This is a genomic window from Alphaproteobacteria bacterium (assembly GCA_017308135.1).
Lineage (GTDB): Bacteria > Pseudomonadota > Alphaproteobacteria > CACIAM-22H2 > CACIAM-22H2 > Tagaea.
The window spans coordinates 80,001-100,753 of sequence record JAFKFM010000007.1; the positions used below are offsets into that span (position 1 = coordinate 80,001).

General features: G+C 63.8%; 20 protein-coding genes, 1 tRNA gene and 2 rRNA genes. 17 read left to right on the forward strand and 6 right to left on the reverse strand.

The window, feature by feature from the left end; genetic code table 11:
* Positions 1-374 precede the first annotated feature (374 nt).
* From J0H39_04830 to J0H39_04840, 3 genes are all read left to right on the forward strand, one after another.
* A 23S ribosomal RNA gene (locus tag J0H39_04830) occupies positions 375-3,111 on the forward strand.
* 147 nt (positions 3,112-3,258) lie between these two features.
* Positions 3,259-3,374: ribosomal RNA gene (rrf, locus tag J0H39_04835) — 5S ribosomal RNA — on the forward strand.
* Between the two features lie 126 nt (positions 3,375-3,500).
* Positions 3,501-3,577: transfer RNA gene (locus J0H39_04840), tRNA-Met, on the forward strand.
* Between the two features lie 60 nt (positions 3,578-3,637).
* Here the strand turns inward: J0H39_04840 and J0H39_04845 are convergent.
* Positions 3,638-4,129: an Lrp/AsnC family transcriptional regulator gene (locus tag J0H39_04845; protein MBN9496058.1), complete on the reverse strand. Its 492-nt coding sequence runs from the start codon at positions 4,127-4,129 to the stop codon at positions 3,638-3,640.
* Between the two features lie 109 nt (positions 4,130-4,238).
* Between J0H39_04845 and J0H39_04850 the strand changes: the two genes are divergently transcribed.
* Complete coding sequence (locus tag J0H39_04850; GenBank protein ID MBN9496059.1) at positions 4,239-6,593, forward strand: transketolase; 2,355 nt, start codon at positions 4,239-4,241, stop codon at positions 6,591-6,593.
* On the opposite strand, the gene J0H39_04855 is transcribed toward J0H39_04850, so the two are convergent.
* Positions 6,590-8,101, reverse strand: coding sequence for an ABC-F family ATP-binding cassette domain-containing protein (locus J0H39_04855; GenBank protein MBN9496060.1), 1,512 nt, complete (start codon positions 8,099-8,101; stop codon positions 6,590-6,592). The two genes, J0H39_04850 and J0H39_04855, sit on opposite strands and share 4 nt — an antisense overlap.
* A 252-nt stretch (positions 8,102-8,353) precedes the next feature.
* Here J0H39_04855 and J0H39_04860 point away from each other — a divergent pair, with 252 nt between their 5' ends.
* The 3 genes from J0H39_04860 (at position 8,354) to J0H39_04870 (ending at position 10,206) form a co-directional block, all read left to right on the forward strand.
* Positions 8,354-9,127, forward strand: a complete 774-nt coding sequence (locus tag J0H39_04860) for an alpha/beta fold hydrolase (GenBank protein MBN9496061.1) — start codon at positions 8,354-8,356, stop codon at positions 9,125-9,127.
* On the forward strand, positions 9,124-9,408 hold the full coding sequence (locus tag J0H39_04865; GenBank protein MBN9496062.1) for a DUF167 domain-containing protein: 285 nt from the start codon (positions 9,124-9,126) through the stop codon (positions 9,406-9,408). Before J0H39_04860 ends, J0H39_04865 begins: the two co-directional genes overlap by 4 nt.
* Positions 9,409-9,519: 111 nt before the next feature.
* A complete protein-coding gene (locus tag J0H39_04870) occupies positions 9,520-10,206 on the forward strand; it encodes a fumarylacetoacetate hydrolase family protein (protein MBN9496063.1) in 687 nt (228 codons plus the stop codon).
* Positions 10,207-10,233: 27 nt separating this feature from the next.
* Here J0H39_04870 and J0H39_04875 read toward each other — a convergent pair whose 3' ends face one another.
* Positions 10,234-10,911: a FadR family transcriptional regulator gene (locus J0H39_04875; protein ID MBN9496064.1), complete on the reverse strand. Its 678-nt coding sequence runs from the start codon at positions 10,909-10,911 to the stop codon at positions 10,234-10,236.
* Positions 10,912-11,030: 119 nt separating this feature from the next.
* Here J0H39_04875 and J0H39_04880 point away from each other — a divergent pair, with 119 nt between their 5' ends.
* From J0H39_04880 to J0H39_04910, 7 genes are all read left to right on the forward strand, one after another.
* The gene (locus tag J0H39_04880) at positions 11,031-11,969 is read left to right on the forward strand and encodes a fumarylacetoacetate hydrolase family protein (protein ID MBN9496065.1); all 939 of its coding nucleotides are present in this window, start codon (positions 11,031-11,033) and stop codon (positions 11,967-11,969) included.
* Positions 11,970-12,038: 69 nt separating this feature from the next.
* Complete coding sequence (locus J0H39_04885; protein MBN9496066.1) at positions 12,039-13,079, forward strand: ABC transporter substrate-binding protein; 1,041 nt, start codon at positions 12,039-12,041, stop codon at positions 13,077-13,079.
* Positions 13,079-13,894, forward strand: a complete 816-nt coding sequence (locus J0H39_04890; GenBank protein ID MBN9496067.1) for an ABC transporter ATP-binding protein — start codon at positions 13,079-13,081, stop codon at positions 13,892-13,894. The genes J0H39_04885 and J0H39_04890 overlap by 1 nt, the downstream gene beginning before the upstream one ends.
* Complete coding sequence (locus J0H39_04895) at positions 13,891-14,754, forward strand: ABC transporter permease (protein MBN9496068.1); 864 nt, start codon at positions 13,891-13,893, stop codon at positions 14,752-14,754. The genes J0H39_04890 and J0H39_04895 overlap by 4 nt, the downstream gene beginning before the upstream one ends.
* The gene (locus J0H39_04900) at positions 14,747-15,799 is read left to right on the forward strand and encodes an Ldh family oxidoreductase (GenBank protein ID MBN9496069.1); all 1,053 of its coding nucleotides are present in this window, start codon (positions 14,747-14,749) and stop codon (positions 15,797-15,799) included. The genes J0H39_04895 and J0H39_04900 overlap by 8 nt, the downstream gene beginning before the upstream one ends.
* A gap of 127 nt (positions 15,800-15,926) precedes the next feature.
* Entirely contained in the window at positions 15,927-16,385 is a 459-nt protein-coding gene (locus J0H39_04905) for a hypothetical protein (GenBank protein MBN9496070.1), read from the forward strand.
* Between the two features lie 199 nt (positions 16,386-16,584).
* Positions 16,585-17,010 (forward strand): hypothetical protein, encoded by a 426-nt coding sequence (locus J0H39_04910; protein MBN9496071.1) that lies wholly within the window; start codon positions 16,585-16,587, stop codon positions 17,008-17,010.
* Here the strand turns inward: J0H39_04910 and J0H39_04915 are convergent.
* Positions 17,007-17,540 carry an AAA family ATPase gene (locus J0H39_04915; GenBank protein ID MBN9496072.1) on the reverse strand — a complete coding sequence of 178 codons (534 nt, stop codon included), beginning with the start codon at positions 17,538-17,540 and terminating at the stop codon, positions 17,007-17,009. The genes J0H39_04910 and J0H39_04915 overlap by 4 nt on opposite strands.
* A 63-nt stretch (positions 17,541-17,603) precedes the next feature.
* Between J0H39_04915 and J0H39_04920 the strand changes: the two genes are divergently transcribed.
* Together J0H39_04920 and J0H39_04925 are read left to right on the forward strand one after the other, a co-directional pair.
* Entirely contained in the window at positions 17,604-18,086 is a 483-nt protein-coding gene (locus J0H39_04920) for a hypothetical protein (protein MBN9496073.1), read from the forward strand.
* A 4-nt stretch (positions 18,087-18,090) separates the two neighbouring features.
* Positions 18,091-19,065 (forward strand): NAD(P)-dependent oxidoreductase, encoded by a 975-nt coding sequence (locus J0H39_04925; protein MBN9496074.1) that lies wholly within the window; start codon positions 18,091-18,093, stop codon positions 19,063-19,065.
* On the opposite strand, the gene J0H39_04930 is transcribed toward J0H39_04925, so the two are convergent.
* A complete protein-coding gene (locus tag J0H39_04930) occupies positions 19,062-19,721 on the reverse strand; it encodes a glutathione S-transferase family protein (protein ID MBN9496075.1) in 660 nt (219 codons plus the stop codon). The genes J0H39_04925 and J0H39_04930 overlap by 4 nt on opposite strands.
* A gap of 9 nt (positions 19,722-19,730) precedes the next feature.
* Positions 19,731-20,177 carry a winged helix-turn-helix transcriptional regulator gene (locus J0H39_04935; protein MBN9496076.1) on the reverse strand — a complete coding sequence of 149 codons (447 nt, stop codon included), beginning with the start codon at positions 20,175-20,177 and terminating at the stop codon, positions 19,731-19,733.
* Between the two features lie 78 nt (positions 20,178-20,255).
* Between J0H39_04935 and J0H39_04940 the strand changes: the two genes are divergently transcribed.
* Positions 20,256-20,690: a VOC family protein gene (locus tag J0H39_04940; protein MBN9496077.1), complete on the forward strand. Its 435-nt coding sequence runs from the start codon at positions 20,256-20,258 to the stop codon at positions 20,688-20,690.
* The last annotated feature ends 63 nt before the right edge of the window (positions 20,691-20,753 follow it).

Genomic DNA, 20,753 nt, shown 5'->3' on the forward strand with positions numbered 1-20,753 from the left:
GACCGCAAGGTCTCCCGGGTTCGCTGGCTGATATCCTGTGCTGTTTGACATGGTGAAGAGGGTATGTTGGTACGTTCTTGTGGAACGTACCCGAACGCAACGGTGATGCGAGCGATCGCAGGCACCGAAGCCGAGGGTATGTGAAGCGGTTCGGCGATTAGTGATGGTTGCCGAAGGAATGTACCGGCGTGTCTGATGGAGAATTCAAGCGCGTAGAGCTTGGGTTTTCGACCTGGTCGCAAGACCGGTTCGGGAGCTTCGACTCTGCGTGCGAAACTGAGCGAGTGCGTGTTGGTCGCCTAGGCCAGCGCACTTAACGACGACATAGACGTAGGTTGCGGTCTTCGGATTGTGATCTGCTTCGACGACTAAGAGATCAAGCGTGACAAGGGCATTTAGTGGATGCCTTGGCGGTAAGAGGCGATGAAGGACGTAGCACGCTGCGATAAGCCACGGGGAGATGCGAGCGATCGTTGATCCGTGGATTTCCGAATGGGGCAACCCCATCCGCAAGGATGATCCCGTCCTGAATACATAGGGGCGTGGAAGCAAACCCGGGGAATTGAAACATCTCAGTACCCGGAGGAAAGGACATCAACCGAGACTCCGTTAGTAGTGGCGAGCGAACGCGGACCAGGCCAGTGATTTTTGCGTAAGAACCGGAACGCTCTGGAAAGGGCGGCTATAGAGGGTGATAGCCCCGTACGGGTAGAAAGCGCAGAGATCCTTGAGTAAGGCGGGACACGTGAAATCCTGTCTGAAGATGGGGGGACCACCCTCCAAGCCTAAGTACTCCTTACCGACCGATAGCGAACAAGTACCGTGAGGGAAAGGTGAAAAGCACCCCGATGAGGGGAGTGAAATAGACCTGAAACTGGATGCCTACAAGCAGTCGGAGCGGGCTTGTCCCGTGACGGCGTACCTTTTGTATAATGGGTCAGCGAGTTAGTTTTAGTGGCGAGCTTAAGCCGATAGGCGTAGGCGCAGCGAAAGCGAGTCTGAATAGGGCGAGTAGTCACTAGGATTAGACCCGAAACCGGTCGATCTAGCCATGGGCAGGTTGAAGGTGCGGTAACACGCACTGGAGGACCGAACCCACTTCTGTTGAAAAAGCAGGGGATGACCTGTGGCTAGGGGTGAAAGGCCAATCAAGGCCGGTAATAGCTGGTTCTCCGCGAAATCTATTGAGGTAGAGCGTCGATTGATTACCCTCGGGGGTAGAGCACTGGATGGGCTAGGGGGGCGCAAGCCTTACCAAACCTAACCAAACTCCGAATACCGAGGAGTACAGATCGGCAGGCAGGCGGCGGGTGCTAAGGTCCGTCGCCGAGAGGGAAAGAGCCCAGACCGTCATCTAAGGTCCCCAAGTCCTAGCTAAGTGGTAAAGGATGTGGGACGGCTTAGACAACCAGGAGGTTGGCTTAGAAGCAGCCATCCTTTAAAGAAAGCGTAATAGCTCACTGGTCAAGCTGTCCTGCGCCGAAAATGTAACGGGGCTTAAGCTAGGCACCGAAGATACGGGTGTGCGCAAGCACGCGGTAGCGGAGCGTTCCGTAAGCCTGTGAAGGTGGACCGTCAGGTCTGCTGGAGGTATCGGAAGTGAGAATGCTGACATGAGTAACGATAAACAGGGTGAGAAACCCTGTCGCCGAAAACCCAAGGGTTCCTGCGCAAGGTTAATCCGCGCAGGGTAAGCCGGTCCCTAAGGCGAGGCCGAAAGGCGTAGTCGATGGAAACCAGGTTAATATTCCTGGGCCTGCTGGGTGTTGACGGAGATGGCAGCTTGTTCGCGGTTATTGGATTCCGCGGGCCGGTCAAGTCTTCCAGGAAATAGCCCCAGCGTATAGGCCGTACCCGAAACCGACACAGGTGGGTTGGTTGAATATACCAAGGCGCTTGAGAGAACGGTGTCGAAGGAACTAGGCAAATTGCTCTCGTAACTTCGGGATAAGAGAGACCCGGCTTAGCGCAAGCTTTGTCGGGTGGCACAGAAATGGGGGTAGCGACTGTTTACTTAAAACACAGGGCTCTGCGAACTCGTAAGAGGACGTATAGGGTCTGACGCCTGCCCGGTGCCGGAAGGTTAAGAGGAGAGCTGCAAGGCTTGAATCGAAGCCCCGGTAAACGGCGGCCGTAACTATAACGGTCCTAAGGTAGCGAAATTCCTTGTCGGGTAAGTTCCGACCTGCACGAATGGCGTAACGACTTCCCCACTGTCTCCGGCACCGGCTCAGTGAAATTGAATTCTCCGTGAAGATGCGGAGTACCCGCGGTTAGACGGAAAGACCCTATGAACCTTTACTGCAACTTCGCAGTGGTATTAGGAACTGGATGTGTAGGATAGGCGGGAGCCAATGAAGTTGGGGCGTCAGCTCTGATGGAGGCACCGGTGAAATACCGCCCTTACGGTTTCTGATATCTAACTTCGGCCCGTTATCCGGGCTAAGGACCCTGCGTGGTGGGCAGTTTGACTGGGGCGGTCGCCTCCCAAAGAGTAACGGAGGCGCGCGATGGTGGGCTCAGGCTGGTCGGAAATCAGCCCTCGAGTGCAATGGCATAAGCCCGCCTGACTGCGAGACCGACAGGTCGAGCAGAGACGAAAGTCGGCCATAGTGATCCGGTGGTTTCCATGTGGAAGGGCCATCGCTCAACGGATAAAAGGTACTCTAGGGATAACAGGCTGATGACGCCCAAGAGTCCATATCGACGGCGTCGTTTGGCACCTCGATGTCGGCTCATCACATCCTGGGGCCGGAGCAGGTCCCAAGGGTTCGGCTGTTCGCCGATTAAAGTGGTACGTGAGCTGGGTTTAGAACGTCGTGAGACAGTTCGGTCCCTATCTGCCGTGGGTGTAGGATACTTGAGAGGAGCTGTCCCTAGTACGAGAGGACCGGGATGGACGCACCTCTGGTGTACCGATTGTCGCGCCAGCGGCACAGTCGGGTAGCTATGTGCTGAAGAGATAACCGCTGAATGCATCTAAGCGGGAAACTCGCCTCGAAACCAGGTATCCCTGAGGACCGTGGAAGACCACCACGTTGATAGGCCAGGTGTGTAAGCGCAGCAATGCGTTGAGCTTACTGGTCCTAATAGTCCGATAGGCTTGATCTCCTCCGTCGTCGCAGTTTCGCACGCAGCGTCGAGGCCCCCGTCCAAGGGGCCCCGGCTTCCGGGTCACGGAAGCCAGCGCTTGCGCTTGAATTCTCCATCCGACACACGCGATACCCTCTGTTTTTCTTGCTCGTTCCGATGGGACGGCTCGGTGGTCTTAGCGAGAGGTGCTCCACCCGATCCCATTCCGAACTCGGCCGTGAAAACTCTCAGCGCTGATGGTACTATGTCTCAAGGCATGGGAGAGTAAGTCGCCGCCGAGCCTTCTCATCGGAGCGATCGCAAGAAGAATAGAGCTACATCGCACTGCTAACCGCATACCCTCTTCGACATGTTCCCTAACAGCGCCCACCTCGGTGGGCGTTTGTTTTTGGGAGATACGATTTTGACGCGGGGTGGAGCAGCCCGGTAGCTCGTCAGGCTCATAACCTGAAGGTCACAGGTTCAAATCCTGTCCCCGCAACCAAATCGAAAAACCCCGGTGCCTCGCGGCATCGGGGTTTTTGCTTTTCGGAGTCGCGATTGATCAGCCGGCGGCCGGGCGCAGATGCGCAAGCGGCAGGGCCGTCTGATAGCGCACCTGTTTCAACGCGAAGCTCGATCTTATGTTCGCGACGCCGGGAATGCGCGTCAGATGCTGTTTGAGGAATCGCTCATAGGCCGCGAGATCCGGCACGACGATTCGCAGCAGGTAATCCGATTCGCCGGTCATCAGATAGCACTCCATCACCTCGGGGCGCTTGGTGACGGCGACCTCGAACGCGTCGAGATTCTCCTCGATCTGCCGATCGAGCGTCACGCGCACGAACACGTTCACCGGCAAGCCCAGCTTGGCCGAGTCGGCCAGCGCCACGTAGCGCGCGATGACGCCTTTCTCCTCCAATAGATTCACCCGGCGCAGGCAGGGCGAGGGCGACAGGCCCACGCGCTCGGCCAGCGCGTTGTTGGTGAGCTTGCCGTCTTCCTGCAGCGCTTTCAGGATCTTCAAATCGATCGCGTCGAGCTCGGTCGCGGTCATTTCGGCCTCGTATTGGCAGATTATGCCAATAAGCTCCGTCTTCTTGGCTGAAATGGCAAATTAATTCCGGCGAATCGGTGGCTTCATCCTTCCATCGGAGGAGGCCCCCATGGCGGACCGGCTGGAAATTCTGCGCGATCTCGAACGCAAAGTGCTGTGGCTGTCGAGCTGGACGATCCACAACGCGAATCGCCTGCGCGCGAATCCGGACGGGCTGAAAGTCGGCGGCCATCAATCCTCGTCGGCCTCGCTCGCCGCGATCATGACGGCACTCTATTTCGACGCGTTGCGCCCCGAAGATCGCGTCGCCGTGAAGCCGCATGCCAGTCCGTGCTTCCACGCGATCCAATATCTCTTGGGCCATCAAACGCGGGCGAAGCTCGAAAACTTTCGCGGCTTCGGCGGTGCGCAATCTTACCCCTCGCGCACCAAGGATATCGACGACGTCGATTTCTCGACGGGCTCGGTCGGCTTGGGCGTGGCGCAAACCGTGTTCGCCTCGATCGCGCAGGATTTTCTGAAGGCGAAGGGCCGGGCCGCCGACCTGCCCGACGGCAAGATGGTGGCCTTGGTCGGCGACGCCGAGCTCGACGAAGGCAATATCTACGAAGCCTTGGTCGAAGGCCGGAAACATGGGCTGCGCAACACCTGGTGGGTGGTCGACTACAACCGCCAAAGCCTCGACGGCGTGATCCATGAAGGTCTCGCCGCGCGTTTGGAAAGCGTGTTCGCGACCTTCGGTTGGGATGTCGTCGTGCTCAAATACGGCGCGCTGCTCGAAGCGGCGTTCGCCAAGCCCGGCGGCGCGACGCTGCGCGCCTGGATCGACAATTGCCCGAACGAGCTTTATTCCGCGCTGACCTATCAAGGCGGGCCTGCGTGGCGCCAGCGCCTGCTCGCCGATCACACGGGCGACAACGCGCTCGCAAGTCTGATCGCTTCCTATGACGACGACGCGCTGGCGCGCTTGATGACCAATCTCGGCGGCCACGATTTGCCGAGCTTGCTCGACGCGTTCGCGAAGGCGCGCACCCACGACCGGCCGGTCTGCTTCATCGCCTACACGATCAAGGGTGCGGGTCTGCCGCTCGCCGGGCACAAGGACAATCACGCCGGCTTGATGACCGATGCGCAGATGGATGCGTTCCGTTCGGCGTGCGGCATTCGCCCAGGCCAGGAATGGGAGAAGTTCGAAGGTCTCGCGACCGGCGCCAAGGCGTTGCAGCGCTTCCTCGATGCGGTTCCCTTCGCCGCGAAGGGCATGCGTCGCTATACGGCCCCGGTCTTGGACGTGCCGGCGATCGCGCCGCCGGCGGAGAAGACGATCTCCACCCAGGCGGCGTTCGGGCTCATGCTTAACGAACTCGGCCGCGGCGACAGCGAATTCGCCGATAGCGTGGCGACGATGTCGCCCGACGTGACCGTTTCGACCAATCTCGGGCCCTGGGTCAATCGGCGTAAACTCTTCGCGCGCGAAGCGGCGGAAGATCTGTTCCGCACCCAGCGTATTCCGTCGACATTCAAATGGGACCGATCGCCCGACGGCCAGCATGTCGAGCTCGGCATTGCCGAATCGAATCTGTTTCTGGCGCTGTCGGCCTTCGGCTTGACCGCGTCGCTGTTCGGCGAGCGTATCGTGCCGATCGGCACGGTCTACGATCCCTTCATCCTGCGTGGTGCCGATCAGCTCAACTACGCCTGCTATCAGGATGCGCGGTTCATTCTGGTCGCCACGCCCTCGGGCATCACGCTCGCCCCCGAAGGCGGCGCGCATCAATCGATCGGCACGCCGCTGGTGGGCATGTCCCAGCCCGGTTTGCTGTCCTACGAACCCGCCTTCGCCGACGAGCTGGCCGCAATCCTGCGCTTCGCGTTCGAGTATGCGCAGCGCGACGGTAAGGATGGCGGCTCGGTCTATCTGCGTCTGTCCTCGCGCGCGCTGGAACAACCGATGCGCCAGATCGACGCGGCTCGCGCGGCCGAAATCGTCGAAGGCGGCTACTGGCTGCGCCCGCCGGGCCCGTCCGCGCGCGTGGTGATCGCCTATACCGGCGCCGTGGCGCCCGAAGCGATCGCGGCGGTCGGGCTGCTCGCCGAGGACCGGCGCGATGTTGGCTTGTTGGCCGTCACCTCGGCCGATCGCCTGCATGCCGAATGGACGCGTGCGAGCCAAGCGCGCGAAGCGGGGCAGGCGGATGCGCTCGCCCCCATCGAACGCTTGCTCGCCGCTGTGCCCGGCGATTGCGCGCTGGTCACTGTCGCCGATGCACACCCGGCCACGCTCGGTTGGCTCGGCGCCGTTGCCGGGCATCGTGTGCGCGCGCTGGGCGTCGATTCGTTCGGCCAGACCGGCACGATCGCCGATCTCTACCGCCATTACGGTATCGATGCCGAAGCGATCCTGCGCGCCGCGCAAGCCATCGCACCCGGCCGCCCGATCCGGCATCTCGCGGGCATCGTCTAGCCGCTCAGTTCGGCCATGATCGGCTCCGGGTCGTCGACCTCGATCAACCGCTTGCCGGCGATCGTCCAAACCCGCGTCGCGACGTTGCGCACGAAGGCCCGGTCGTGACTGACCAGAAGACAGGCGGCGCCTTGCGCGACCAATTCGTCCTCCAACATCTCCTGTCCTTCGATATCGAGATGGTTGGTCGGCTCGTCCAACAGATAGAAATTCGGCTGGGCGAGGCGCAAGAGCAGCATCGCGAGCCTGGCGCGCTGGCCGCCGGAAAGCCGCGCCAGCGGCGCGGTTTGCGCATCGATGCCGATCCCCGATGCCGCAAGCTGGGAACGCGCTTGCGCGTCGGCCAAATCGCTCGCCTGCTTCACCGCCGCCCACGGTGTGGCGAACGCGTCGAGCTGGGATAGCGCTTGGTCGGAAAAGCCGGGCTTGAGGCTTGCGGCCGCGCGGATGTTCGGATCGCCGCCGGCCAGGGCCGCGCGCAACCTTTCGATCAACCGGGTTTTGCCGGTCCCGTTGGCGCCGAGCAGCACGATCCGATCGCCGTTGCCGATCCGCAGTTTGCCGGTGCGGAACAACGGCCGTCCGTCCGGCGTGGCGATGATCGTCTCGTCGATCGTCACCAGCGCTTTGGCGTGCGTGCCGCTATTGGCAAGGCGGATCGCCCCGGCCGAGCGCTCGCGATGCGCCGGTTGCGCGCGCGCTTCGAGCTTGTCGGCGCGTTCGGACAGCTGCTTGGTCTTCACGACAAGCAGATCGGACCCCGAATTGACGCCGATATTCTTGAGCTTCGCGGCTTGCTGGCGCAGCGTCTTGACCTTGCGCATGTCGTTTTCGAACTGCCGATCGCGTGCCGCATCACGCTCGTCCAGCGCCGTGCGCGCACGCGAATAAGGCAGCGCGAAAACCTCGCTCGCCGCCGGACGCAAAAACAAAGTGCGGCTGGTCGCGCTGTCGAGAAAGGCGCGATCGTGACTGGCGGCGATCACCGCACAGCTGCCGGGCAGGGCGGCAAGGAAACGTTCGAGCACGCCGATCCGGCCGATATCGAGATGGTTCGTCGGCTCGTCCAGCAGCAGCAGATCGGGCTCGACGATGGCCGCGCGCGCGAGCAGCAAGCTGCGCTGCCAGCCGCCCGAGAGCGCGCCGATCGGGTGGTCGCGAAGAGCGGGATCCACTTCGAGCGAATCCAGCAGAACGTCGATCCGCCAGGCTTCGGCTTCGGCGATTTCGGGGGCGAGGGCATCGCGCACGCCGTCGCGAAAGCCGAAACTCAAAAGCCGTGCGGGCGGATCTTGCGGCGCGAAGGCGACGGTCAGGCCGCGCATTCGCGTGATGGCGCCGGCGGTCGCTTCCTCCTCCGCCGCCAAAATGCGCAGCAGCGAAGATTTGCCGCGTCCGTTGGCGGCAACGAGACCGAGGCGGTCGCCTTGCGCGATCGAGAAATCGAGGCCCGCGAAAAGCGTTTCGGTGCGGGTGAGGGAAAGGTCTTTGACGGAGAGAAGGGACATTGTGGTCTCATCGAGCCGGAATGGCGCAGCGACCTGCGCCCGAAAAAGGCTGACGACGAGACGACGGCGCGTTCCCTTGTCAGCCCCGCGAGATCAAGCGCGGGGCGAACACAGGTCCACGGCAGCGATGATGGAAGCGCCGGAACGGCAGCTTCTTCCCTTGGGAATCGGACATGCGGGCAATCTAATCCAAACCCCGCCGGATTGACAACTTACCTGCGCCGATACGCGCCGTTGCGCTATCCTCGCCCCATGGTCGAGATTGCGAAAATCAAATCCGGGAACGCCGTGCTCGCCGCCGAAATCGCCGGTTCGGGCGATCCGGTGATTTTTCTCCACGCCGCCGTCGCCGACCGGCGGATGTGGCGCGACACGGCCGCGCTTCTCGCCGCGACGCATCGCACGATCGCCTATGACCGGCGCGGCTTCGGCGAAACGACGGCACCGGTCGAAGATCATTCGTCGACCGACGATCTCGCCGCCTTGATCGATGCCCAGGCAGGCGGCCGGAAGCCCGTACTGGTCGGCTGTTCGCAAGGCGGGCGGATCGTCATCGATGCCGCGTTGCGCTTTCCCGAACGCTTGCGGGGGATCGTGTTGATCGCACCTTCCGTCACCGGCGGATCCGATCCCGTCTATCCGCTGGAGATCGCGCCCTTGATGGCGATTCAGCCCGCCAGCATCGAGTTGAAGGCGCGGCTTTGGCTCGATGGCGCGCTATCGGCCGAGAACCGTGTGGATGGTGCGGCGCGTGCGACGTTCTTCGCGATGAACGAAGCCATCCGCTCGGCGGGCAAGGATATCGACGTGGCACCAAATTACGATCGCCTAGCCGATATCGCGTTGCCGGCGCTGGTCCTGTGCGGCGATCTCGACTTCCCGCATATTCAAGCGCGCTGCCGGCATTTGGCGGCGACGATTCCGGGCGCGAAACTGAAGATGTTGCCGGGGCTCGGCCATCTGCCGAGTTTGGAGGCGCCCGACTCCGTCGCGGGCCTGCTCGCCGAGTTCCGCGCCGCGCGATGACGTCGCTGGCGATCAAGCTTCAGCCCGGTGCGTCCGCCGACCGGATCGACGGCTGGGATGCCGATCCGTCGGGCCGCGCAGTGTTGAAAGTGCGCGTGCGCGCCCGGCCGATCGAAGGCCAGGCGAACGAAGCGCTAGTTAAATTTCTAGCGAAGGCACTCGACCTGCCGAAATCGGCGGTGACGCTGGCGCGTGGGCCCCAATCGCGGCTCAAAATGGTCGAAATCGCGGGGCTCGACGACGCGGCCTTGCGCGCGCGGCTCGACGTCGCGATACGTTGACGGTCAAACCCAATCGACGAATTGGTTAGGCTGCCTTGCGTTCCGGCAAATTGATCCGCCGCCGGAAACGCGATAACTGAAAAGCCCGCGAAATCATCCAGGAGCCGAACGATGCCCGCCTATATCATCGATCCGCCGGCCGTGAACGCCGCCCCCGTCAAGGGCAGCGACAAGCTGTTCCCGGTCCGCCGCGTCTACTGCATCGGCCGCAACTACGCGGCCCATGCGATCGAGATGGGGCACGATCCCAACCGCGAGCCGCCGTTCTTTTTCCAGAAGAACCCGGACAACATCGATTTCACGGGCAAGTTCCCGTATCCGACCAAGACCAAGGACGTGCATCACGAAATCGAATTGGTCGTGGCGCTGTCCAAGGGCGGCACCAATATCGCGATCGACAAGGCGCTCGATCATGTTTGGGGCTACGCCGTCGGTCTCGACATGACGCGCCGCGATCTGCAGGGCATCGCCAAGGATATGGGCCGCCCCTGGGAAATCGGCAAAGCCTTCGAGCGTTCGGCGCCGATGAGCGCCTTCGTGCCCGCGTCGCAGATCGGCCACCCGTCGTCGGGCAAGGTCGAGTTGAAGGTCAACGGCAAGGTCAAGCAAACCGGCGACATGAACCAGATGATCTGGAAAGTGCCGGAAATGATCTCGTATCTGTCGGAGTATTTCGAGTTGAAGGCCGGCGACATCATCATGACCGGCACGCCCTCGGGCGTGGCGGCGGTGGTCGCGGGCGACACGATGGAGGCGACGATCGACGGCGTGGGCACGCTGAAAGTCGACGTGGTCTGAACGAAACGCGTGCCGGCGTTGCGGGGGTCAAACCCCCAGCGCCGGCAGCACGCGGTCGCGCACCGATTTGAGGTGTGCCCGCATCAGCGACGCGGCCGTGACCGCGTCGCGCGACGCGATGGCGGCAATGATCGCGTCGTGTTCGGCGAAGCTGGCGTGATTGCGGGGCGGCGCTTTCGACGCGCGCAACTGTCCCCAGGCGATCGAACGCCGCACCACATTCAGCGTTTCGAACAGATGGAACAGCACCTTGTTGTGCGTCGCTTTGGCGATCGCCAGGTGGAACTTGTTGTCCCACGCCTCGTAGGTGCGCCAATCCTTCGCCTCGCGGCAACGGCGCGCGCACATCGCGATTTCGTCGAAATCCGCCTTCGTGCCGTGCGCCACGGATAGGCGCGCGAGCTCCGGCTCGATCGCCATGCGCGCCTCGATCACCTTGATCGGCCGCGCGAGCTGCTCGAGATAGGCGACGTCGTCCATGTTGATCACCGGCCTTGCGCCGATGAACGTGCCGCGTCCGACATGGCGCCAGATCAACCCGTCGTTCTCCAGCTCCGCGAGCGACTTTCTGAGTTCCCCGCGCGACACGCCGAAATCGCCGCATAGCTCGCGCTCGGGCGGAAGGCGTTGATTATGCTCGTATCCGCCGTCCTGGATGTGGCGGCGCAAACGTTCGGTCAAACCGATCGAATGGTTTTCGGACACGACCACCAATCTCCCAATTGGTTAACCAAGCCGTCTTTTCAGTTCTTCTTCGGCACCCCAATATACATACAACAACGGGTGGCGAAAATGCCCGCGCGCTAACGGGAGGAAATTCGACGATGCGTCTCGCGACGATTCGGCACAACGGTCTATTGGAATGCGCGGCGATTTTGGCCGATGGCTCGGCGTTGCGTTTGGCCGCCGCCGCGCGCGCGACGTCGTCGCCCGCCGACCATTTCGCGTCGATGCAACGCTTGATCGAAGCGGGCGCGCAAGGCCTCGACGCCGTGCGCATGCTGACCGCCAAGGCGGCGTCGCTGGGCGCCGCGATCGTGCCGGCGGCGAAGATCGAACTCGCCGCGCCGCTGCCGCGCACCGCGAAGAACGTGTTCTGTGTGGGCCGCAATTACGCCGAGCACATCGCCGAGGGCGAGCGCGCGCAAAACATCAAGGTCGGCATCACCGAACATCCGGTGTTCTTCACCAAGCCCGCGACCGCCGTGGTCGGCCCGGGCGAGACGGTGCCGTTGTTCGCGCATCTGTCGGCGCAAATCGATTACGAGGTCGAGCTCGCCGTCGTGATCGGCAAACCGGGCCGCGATATTCCCCGCGCGCGCGCGTTCGAGCATGTCTACGGCTACACGATCGTCAACGACGTGACCGCGCGCGACGTGCAGCGCCGCCATGGCGGCCAGTATTTCAAGGGCAAGGGCCTGGACGGCTCGTGCCCGATGGGCCCGCATATCGTCACGGCCGACGAGGTGAAGTCCCCCGGCAATCTCGGCATTCGCCTGCGGGTGAACGGCGAGTTGCGTCAGAACGGCAATACGTCGGCGATGATCTTCGATATCCCGACGCTGATCGCCTCGCTGTCCGAAGGCTTGACGCTGGAGCCGGGCGATCTGATCGCGACCGGCACGCCGTCGGGCGTGGGTTACGCGATGAACCCGCCGTGTTTCCTGAAGCAGGGCGACGTCGTCGAATGCGAAATCGACGGCATCGGCAAGCTTTCCAACGGTTTCGCGACGGCGCAGGCCCCCGCCTCGAGCGCCGCGTGAGAAACGCCCGGCCGATTTCGGCCGGCGCGTCCAACGAACAACAATAACGAATTGAAGGAGAGGAACGTCATGAGCAAGTCGACACGACATGCGTTTGGCCGCCGGACCGTTCTCGCCGGCGCCGCCGCCGCAATCGCCGCACCCGCCGTTTCGTTCCGCGCCGCCGCGCAGGCGCAGAACGTCACCTTCGTTCAGCCGAGTCCGTCGGCGATCAATTCCTTCCCCGTCTTCGTCGCGATCGGCGAAGGCTATTACCGCGAGGAAGGCCTGAATGTCCGCGTCGAATCGATCAACGGTTCGGGGCCGGTGCTCCAAGCCTTGTCCGCCGGCCAAGCGCAGTTCGGCCGCCCCGGCCCGGGGCCCGTGCTGGCGGCCCGCGCGCGCGGCGTGGATGTGATGTTCATCTACAACGTCGCGGCACGTACGAATTTCGGCGTCGTCGTGCGCGAAGGCTCGAACTATCAAAAGCCCGCCGACCTCAAGGGCACGACGATCGGCGTGGGGACGGCCGACGGCGCGGAAGTGGGCTTCGCGCGCAACGTGCTGCGCGGGGCGGGCCTTACCGAAGGCACCGACTTCAAGTTCCTGACCGTCGGCGACGGCGGCCCGGCCACGGCCGCGTTCCAGCGCAACGACATCTCGGCCTATGCGGCCTCGACCGCCGATGCCGCGATCCTCAATCATCGCGGCATGAAGGTGCGCGACCTGACGCCGGTCGAATACCAGTCGTTCTTCGGCAACGGCCTGGTGACGATGGGCCAAACGGTGCGCAACAATCCCGACCTCGTCACCAAATTCGGCCGGGCTTTCGCGCGCGGCCACGCCTTCGCGCTGAAGGCGGAGAACAAGGCCAAGGTGCTGGCGCATATGAAGGCCGGCAACCCGCAGGAAAGCGAGGATCCGGCGTTCGCCTCGGCGCTGTTCGACGCGGTCATGTCGAAGACGATCCCGATCGACGCGTCGAAGGGCCTTGGCTATCAGCCGCCGGAAGTGTGGGCGGAATGGCAGAAGAGCCTGATCGAAACCGGCGATCTGAAAGCGCCGCTGCCCGACCTTTCCGCCGCCTTCACGAACCAGTTCGTGGCGGCGTGGAACGCCGGGATCCGCTGATGTCGGGAGCCGTGGCCTTCGCGCCCGCGCCGCCGCCGGAGCCGGTCGGCAAGACCGTCTACGAGCTTACGAACGTGGGCAAGACCTATGCGCGCAACGCCATCGTGGCGTTGGAAGGGATCAATCTTACCCTGCGCCAAGGCAGCTTCTCGTCGGTGATCGGATCGAGCGGCTGCGGCAAATCGACCTTGCTGAAGATCATGGCGGGCCTCATCCCCCCGAGCTCGGGGCGGGTTGTCCTTCAAGGACAACCCGTCACGGGTGCGCGGCGTGACATCGGCATGATGTTCCAGCAAGCGACGTTGTTTCCCTGGCGCACCACGCTGGAGAACATCGTCCTGCCGATCGAGATCCGCGACGGTCGCGACGCGGCGAAGGCCGCCCACGACCGCGCGCGGGCCTTGCTCGACCTCGTCGGCCTCAAAGGCTTCGAGAAGAACTACCCGAGCGAGCTTTCCGGCGGCATGGCGCAGCGCGCCGCGATCTGCCGGATGCTGATCACCGAACCCGCCGTGCTGCTGCTCGACGAGCCGTTCTCGGCGCTCGACGAGCTGACGCGCGATTTCATGAACATGGAATTGCAGCGTATCTGCGCCTCGCGCGCGGCGACGGCGTTCCTGGTCACCCACTCGATCCCCGAGGCGGTGATTTTGTCGGACGTCGTCTACGTCATGCGCCCACGCCCCGGGCATATCGCCGAGGAAGTGGCGATCGATCTGCCGCGCCCGCGCACGCTCGACATGATCACGACGCCGAAATTCGGCGCGCTGGTCGAACGCATCCGCAGCCGCCTGGACAAAGAGGCGTTCAAATGACGGCTCCCGCCAACACCGCGACCCCGGCGGATTCCGGCGCCGACACGATCTGGGCCGAAACGATCCCGTGGTACGATCGCGTGCCCCGCGCCATCGCGATGATCTTCCTCGCCGCCGTGTTTTTCGGCCTGTGGGAAATGGTCACGCGCCTGGGCGTCGTCTCGCCGATCATTCTGCCCACGCCGGGCGAAACTCTGCGCGATATCGTCTTCGTCGGGCGCAATCTGATCGGCGGCGAATACATGCTCGCGGCGCTGTGGGTCACGATCAAGGAAGTGATCTACGGCTTCGCCCTCGCCATGGCGATCGGCTTTTCGCTCGGCATTCTGGTCGGCGAGACCGGCTTCGGCGAACGGGCGGTGATGCCCTATCTGGTCGCGATCGACACGATGCCCAAGGTCGCCTTCGCGCCCTTGTTCATCTCGTGGCTCGGTTTCGACATCGCGTCGAAAGTGGCGCTGGCCGCGTTCATCGCGACCTTCCCGATCGTCGTGGGCACGGCCGCCGGCCTGCACGCCGCCGACACCAACGCGCGTATGTTGTTCAAGACGATGGGCGCTTCGCGCTGGCAGACCTTGTTCAAGATGAAGCTGCCCACCGGCCTGCCGCAGATCTTCACGGGCTTGAAGATCGGCGCGGTCGGCGTGATGGCGGGCGCCATCACCGGCGAATTCCTGGGCGGCGGGCGCGGCTTCGGCGAATTGATCCGCGTGGCGGCCACCCAGCTCAACACGCCGCGCGTCTTTTCGCTGATCATCTATCTCAGCATCGTCGGCATGACGCTGTTCGGTCTCGTGGTCTGGATCCAGCGCCGCTTCGTGTTCTGGCACAAGGACCGCGTCGTCGGCGGCGATGGCTGAACCGGCCCGCGTTCCGCGCGGGGAACTGGAAGCGTTCCTCGCGCGCGTGTTCGTGGCGCTGCGCGTGCCCGAGGCGGACGCGCGCAGCGTCGCCTATCTGATGGCGGAGGCCGATGCGCTGGGCCACGACACGCATGGCGTGTTCCGCCTGCGTCAATACGTGAATCGCTTGCGCGACGGCGGCTGCAATCCCGCCGCGCGGATTTCCGTGGTGTCCGAAACCTCGGCGACCGCGCTGATCGACGGCGATAACGGGCTCGGCCATCTGGCGATGCGCCACGCCTGCGGCCTGGCGATGGAGAAGGCGCAGGTCGCCGGCATCGGTTGGGTCGGCATTCGCGGCGGCAATCACGCCGGGCCGGCGGCGCTTTACGTGCGCCCGCAAGCCGAAGCGAAGATGGTCGGCCTGTGCGCCGCCGTGGGCAGCGCCAACCATGTGGCGCCGTTCGGCGGCACGGATATTTTGCTTGGCACCAATCCGATCGCGATCGGCGCGCCCAGCGGCGGGCCGGATCCTTTCGTGCTCGACATGGCGACGACCGTCGCGGCGATGGGCAAGATCAAGACGCTCGCCCAGCGCGGGCAATCAATGCCCGAAGGCTGGATGGTCGGCCGCGACGGCAAGCCCCTGACCGATCCCGCCAAACGCGACGATGGGTTCCTGCTGCCGATCGGCGGCGCCAAGGGCTATGGCTTGTCGCTGGCGATCGGCTTGCTCGCGGGCGTGTTGAACGGGGCGGCGTTCGGGTCGAACGTCGTCGACTTCACCAAGGATACGAAGAGCGCCACGAACACCGGCCAATTCGTCGCCGCGATCGATATCGGCGCGTTGGTCGGCGTCGCCGCGTTCGAGACCGCGTGCCGCACGGTATTCGCGGAACTGAAAGCGTCCGCGCCGTTGCCCGGCCACGATCCCGTGCGCATTCCCGGCGAAGGGCGGGGCGGGCGGCTTGCCGATGCCGCCGAGCATGGCGTGAGAATTCACGCCGCCTTGCGCAAGGAACTCGACGCCATCGCCGGCGAGATCGGCGTCGCGGCGCTATAAAAGCCGAGAATCCGCGAAAATTTCGCCGTATTCGGGCCATCTTCGGGCGGAAGACTCTCCTTCGGCCGCCGGAATAGCCGAATCGCTTTCCGCGTTTTCCGGTCGGCCCCGGAAAGGAGTCGCTGTCATGTTCAACCGCCCTCGCGCCACCTTCGCTTTGATTCTTGCCGCCGGCTTCGCGGCAACGCCCGCTTTCGCCGAGCCGCCGTGGAAGCGCGGCGGCGAGCAACGCGACGGCCGCTACGAGCGCGACGGGCGCAGCAACGTGTCCGTTTCGATCGTTATCGGCGATCCCGATCGGCGCGAAATCCGCAGCTATTACGACGCGCAATTTCGCGGCGGCCATTGCCCGCCGGGTCTCGCCAAGAAGAACAATGGCTGCATGCCGCCGGGCCAAGCGCGCAAATGGCAGATCGGCCGTCCGCTGCCGCGCGACGTCGTCTTCCATGCCTTGCCGCGCGAATTGGAACTGCGCCTCAACGTGCCTGCCGGCGGGCGCTATGTGCGCGCCGGCGCCGATATCCTGCTGCTGGCGATCGGTACCGGCATGGTGCTCGATGCGATCGAGAATCTGACCGAAGGCTGAGCGGTTGGTTGCGCCGAAATTAACCCTAAGCGCGGGGGCAGAGACTGCCGGGGCGGCAGATTATGCCGTGTAACAAGCGCCGGGGTGCGTCTATAAGTCGTTTTTAATCAATAGGATAGGTGTGGCACGCGTCCTGCGAAAGACGAAGCCGGGCCGGTGACGACAAGCCGGCCAAGCAAACGAGTCCGAGGTCCGTATCGTGCAGATCAACACGTCTTTCGCCACCGCCGCGTTCGCCAGTTTCGCCGCCCATCCCAAATCTGCCGCCGCCGCCGAGACCGATCCGGCCGCGTCCGAAGCGTCGCCGGGCCGCAAACTCGATTTCACGTCGATGACCCGCAAGGAGTTGATCGATTGGGTCAATGGCGAGATCAAAGGCGGTCGCATGACGCTCGACGAAAGCACGCCCTTCGTCGGTATGACGATCAAGATCTCCGCCTATACGAAGCAATCGGTCGATATCGACACCGACGCGACGCGCTACGACTTCACCGACATCGCCGCCAAGGGGGCCGACGGCGCGCGCTGGTTCGGCAACGAGAAACTGGCGCAGGCGCTGGAATGGACGGTCGATGCGATGCGCCGCGCGCAAGGCGGCAAGGCCGGGATCGTTCTTTCCGTCTAGCGCCGAAGCGTCGACAGCACGAAATCGGCACGCGCTTCCGGCGTCGTTTTCGGCAGCTCGATGGCCGTGTAGCCCAAGCGCGGCAACGTGTCGGCGAGGCGGCGATACTCGCGCGTCGCGTCGTCGAAGCCGTGGCGGCGCTCGGGATCGTTCGCGAAAATTTCCGGCCAGGGCGGGGCAAGGAAGACCTCGCGGCGATAGAGCGACGCGGCATTCACGTCGCGCAACACCGGCGTACCGGTCAGTTCCGCCAAGCCCGATGCCGCGTCGATCACGCCGCGATCGAAGAACACGAAATCCGTCGCGCCGCGCGCCGCATCCAGATCGTTTTGCGCCAGCGCCAATGCCCGGTGCAGAAACGCGGGCAAATCGATCCAGGGCAGAGCATTGCCGCCTTGCGCTTGTTCCGTGCGCACGACGCGCCGCCCCGGCTCTTCGACGACGCGATGGCCGCGGGCGCGCAAGCGATCGAGCAGGCTCGACTTGCCGCCACCCGAGCAGCCGGTGATCAAAACGAGATTGTCGCGCATAACGACCTTTCGTTGCGGATGGCCCGGATTTAGCATCCTTTGGGGAAACAAGGGAGCCGGACCATGATGCTGGGAATGTCGATCGAGGCGTTTACGACGCTACACGTGCTGATCAGTCTGATCGCGATCGCGAGTGGCATCGCATGGCTCGCCGATCTGATCGGCAATCGCGCGCGCCAACAGCTGACGGCGGCGTTCCTGGCGACGACGGTCCTGACCAGCGTCACCGGCTTCATGTTTCCCGCCACGCAATTCCTGCCGTCGCATCTGTTCGGCGTGATCTCGCTGATCGTGCTGGCGGCGGCGATCTACGGGTTATATGGCGCCCAACTCGCCGGGCGCTGGCGCTTGGCCTATGTGATCGGCGGCATCCTGGCGCTTTATCTCAACGTCTTCGTGCTGATCGTCCAAGGCTTCCTGAAAGTGCCGGCGTTGACGGCGCTCGCGCCCACGCAAGGCGAGCCGCCCTTCGCCATCGCGCAAGGCATTTGGCTGGTCACGGCGCTTGGCTTGGGTTATCTCGCCGTGCGGCGTTATCGAGTGTGAATTCATGACGATTCTGATTACGGGCGCGGGGCTGATCGGCTGCCGCACGGCATCGCTTTTGGCGGCGCGGGGCGAGAAGCCGGTTTTGCTCGATCTGCGGCCCAACGCGGCGGCGATCGCTTCGCTCGTTCCCGACGGCCGGGCGACGATCGTCGCGGGCGACGTGTCGGATCGCGCGGCGATGCGCGAACTGTTCGAACGCCACGGCGTCACCAAGGTCGTGCACACGGCGGCGGCGTTGAGCCTGGCGATCCGCGAACGCCCCACGCTCGCCTTCGACGTCAATCTCGGCGGCACGGTGGCGCTGCTCGAAGCCGCGCGCGCCACGGGCGTGAAGCGCTTTCTCTACGCCTCGTCCACCACTGTCGCCTATTCGACTTTCGGCGATCCCCTGACCGCCCCGGTCAAAGAGGATCTGGCGATGCGCGTGGCGAGCCAGGCGCCGCGCTCGCTTTACGCCGCCGCCAAGCTCGCCGGCGAATGGTTCGTGCGGCTCTACGGCGATCAATTCGGGCTCGATTGGGCGGCGCTGCGCTACGCCGCCGTGCTCGGCCTCTGGGCGGGACCGAATAACTCCGTGCCCGGCGGCTTGATGTCGAAGCTGCTGGGGCAGGGTGCGATCGGCGGCAAAGCGCGCGTCGAGGACAAGCTCTATCTTTGGACGCGCGGCGAGGATTTCGTCGATGCGCGCGACGTGGCGGCGGCGAATGTCGCGGCCCTGGATGCGCCGGCTTTGCCCTCGCGCGTCTACAACATCGCGTCGGGCCGGATGACCAGCGTCGCCGATTTCGTCGCGGCGGCCAAGCGCGTGCGGCCCGATCTGGCGATCGAAACGGCCGATGTGCCGCCGACGGGTTTCGCCGGGTTCCCCTGGCCGCGCGATTACGCGTTCGACATTTCGGCGGCGGCGAAGGATTTCGGCTATCGCCCCGCCCATGACGTGGAATCCAGTCTGCGCGACGCGTTGCCGTTCGTTTAGTCGCGGTCGGGGGCGCCCAGCGGGAAGAACTGCCGATAGGGCCGCGCCTCGTCGACGATTTGCGCGAATGCCGGTCGTGCCAACAAGCGCGCGCGATAGGCTTTGAGCCGCGCATACATGGCCGGAATGGGTTGCGTCCAATCGGCGTAGAATAGCGACGGTGCGGCCGCGCAATCGGCCAGCGTGAATGCGGGCCCGGCCGCCCATTCGCGCCCCTCGAGCTTGGCGTCGAGCCAGGCATAGATCGTGTCGAGTTCCTTGCGCGCCTTGGCCACGCCGAACGGATCGCGCGCTTCGGCTGGGCGCAAAGCCTCGAACACGATCGCCTGCATCGGCGTCATCACGTAGTTGTCGAACACGCGATCCATGAAGCGCGCTTCCAGCGCCATCGCCGCATCGGCGGGGATCAACTTCGTTTGGCCCGAATACGCCCGGTCGACATGTTCGAGGATGATCGAGGATTCGACGATCGGCGTGCCGTTCTCGACCAGCACGGGAATACGCTTCATCGGCCAGAGGCGTTCGAGTTCGGCGCCATGTGCCGCGTCGCCGAATTCGATTTTACGATAGTCGAAGGCGATGCCGTTCTCGCGCAAGCCAAGTAAGACCTTCTGGCAATAGCTCGACAACGGATGGGCGTGCAGGACGAGGGACATGTTGTTCCTTCAGGCGACGAGACGCAGGGATTTGCGCATCGTGTCGACGCGCGTCTCGCCCAATTCGCGGTCGAGCTCGGCGTGGGTCGCGCGCCAGATCGGCACGGCGGCGTTCAGCGCCGCGCGGCCGGCCGCGGTGAGCGACGGGCGGCGCACGCGCTTGTCGTCCGCGTCCGTCGCGATATCGACCCAGCCGCGCGCGGTGAGAACTTTGAGATACGCGGTCAGCGTCGTGCGATCCATCGCCAGGAAATCGGCGAGGGGGCCGAGCGGCGGCGGCGCGGGCCGGTTCAACGCCATCATCAGCGAGAACTGGCCTTGCGACAGGCCGATATCGCGGAACGCCGCGTCGAAGCGCCGGGCGAGCGCGCGTGCCGCGCGCTGCACATGCAGGCACAAGCAGCCGTCGCGCACTTCGATCGTCGTTTCGTGGCTGGGTCCGGTCCGGCTCGGCATTTCGCCGTTTACCCCTCGATTTGACTCCGTCAATATATGTTGATATCAACGTATTTGTCAACGAGGAGGAATGGATACATGACCGTCGCGCCGTATTTGTTTTTCGAAGGAAATTGCGAGAAAGCGCTCGAATTCTATCGCACCGCATTGGGCGCCGAGATCGGGATGATGATGCGCTACGACGCGGCCCCCAAAGGCGGGCCCGAACAGCCCGGCTGCCCGGCGCCGCCGCCCGACAAGATCATGCATGCCGAGTTCAAATTGCGCGACACGACGATCTTCGCCTCCGACGGCGGGGCCAGCGGAAAGCCCGAATTCAAAGGCGTCGCGCTCAATATCCTCGCCAAGGATCCGGACGACGCGAAACGTTTGTTCGACGCGCTGGCCGAGGGCGGGAAGATCATGATGCCGTTCGGGCCGACGTTCTTTTCGCCGGCCTTCGGCATGGCGTCCGACAAATTCGGCATGAACTGGATGATCTACGTGCCGATGCCGATGCCCGGGCAAGGCTGAGCCGCGCGCGGGACATTGGCTGTTCCCGATCCCATCGCTTAGTCTAAGCGCTGGGATCGGGGG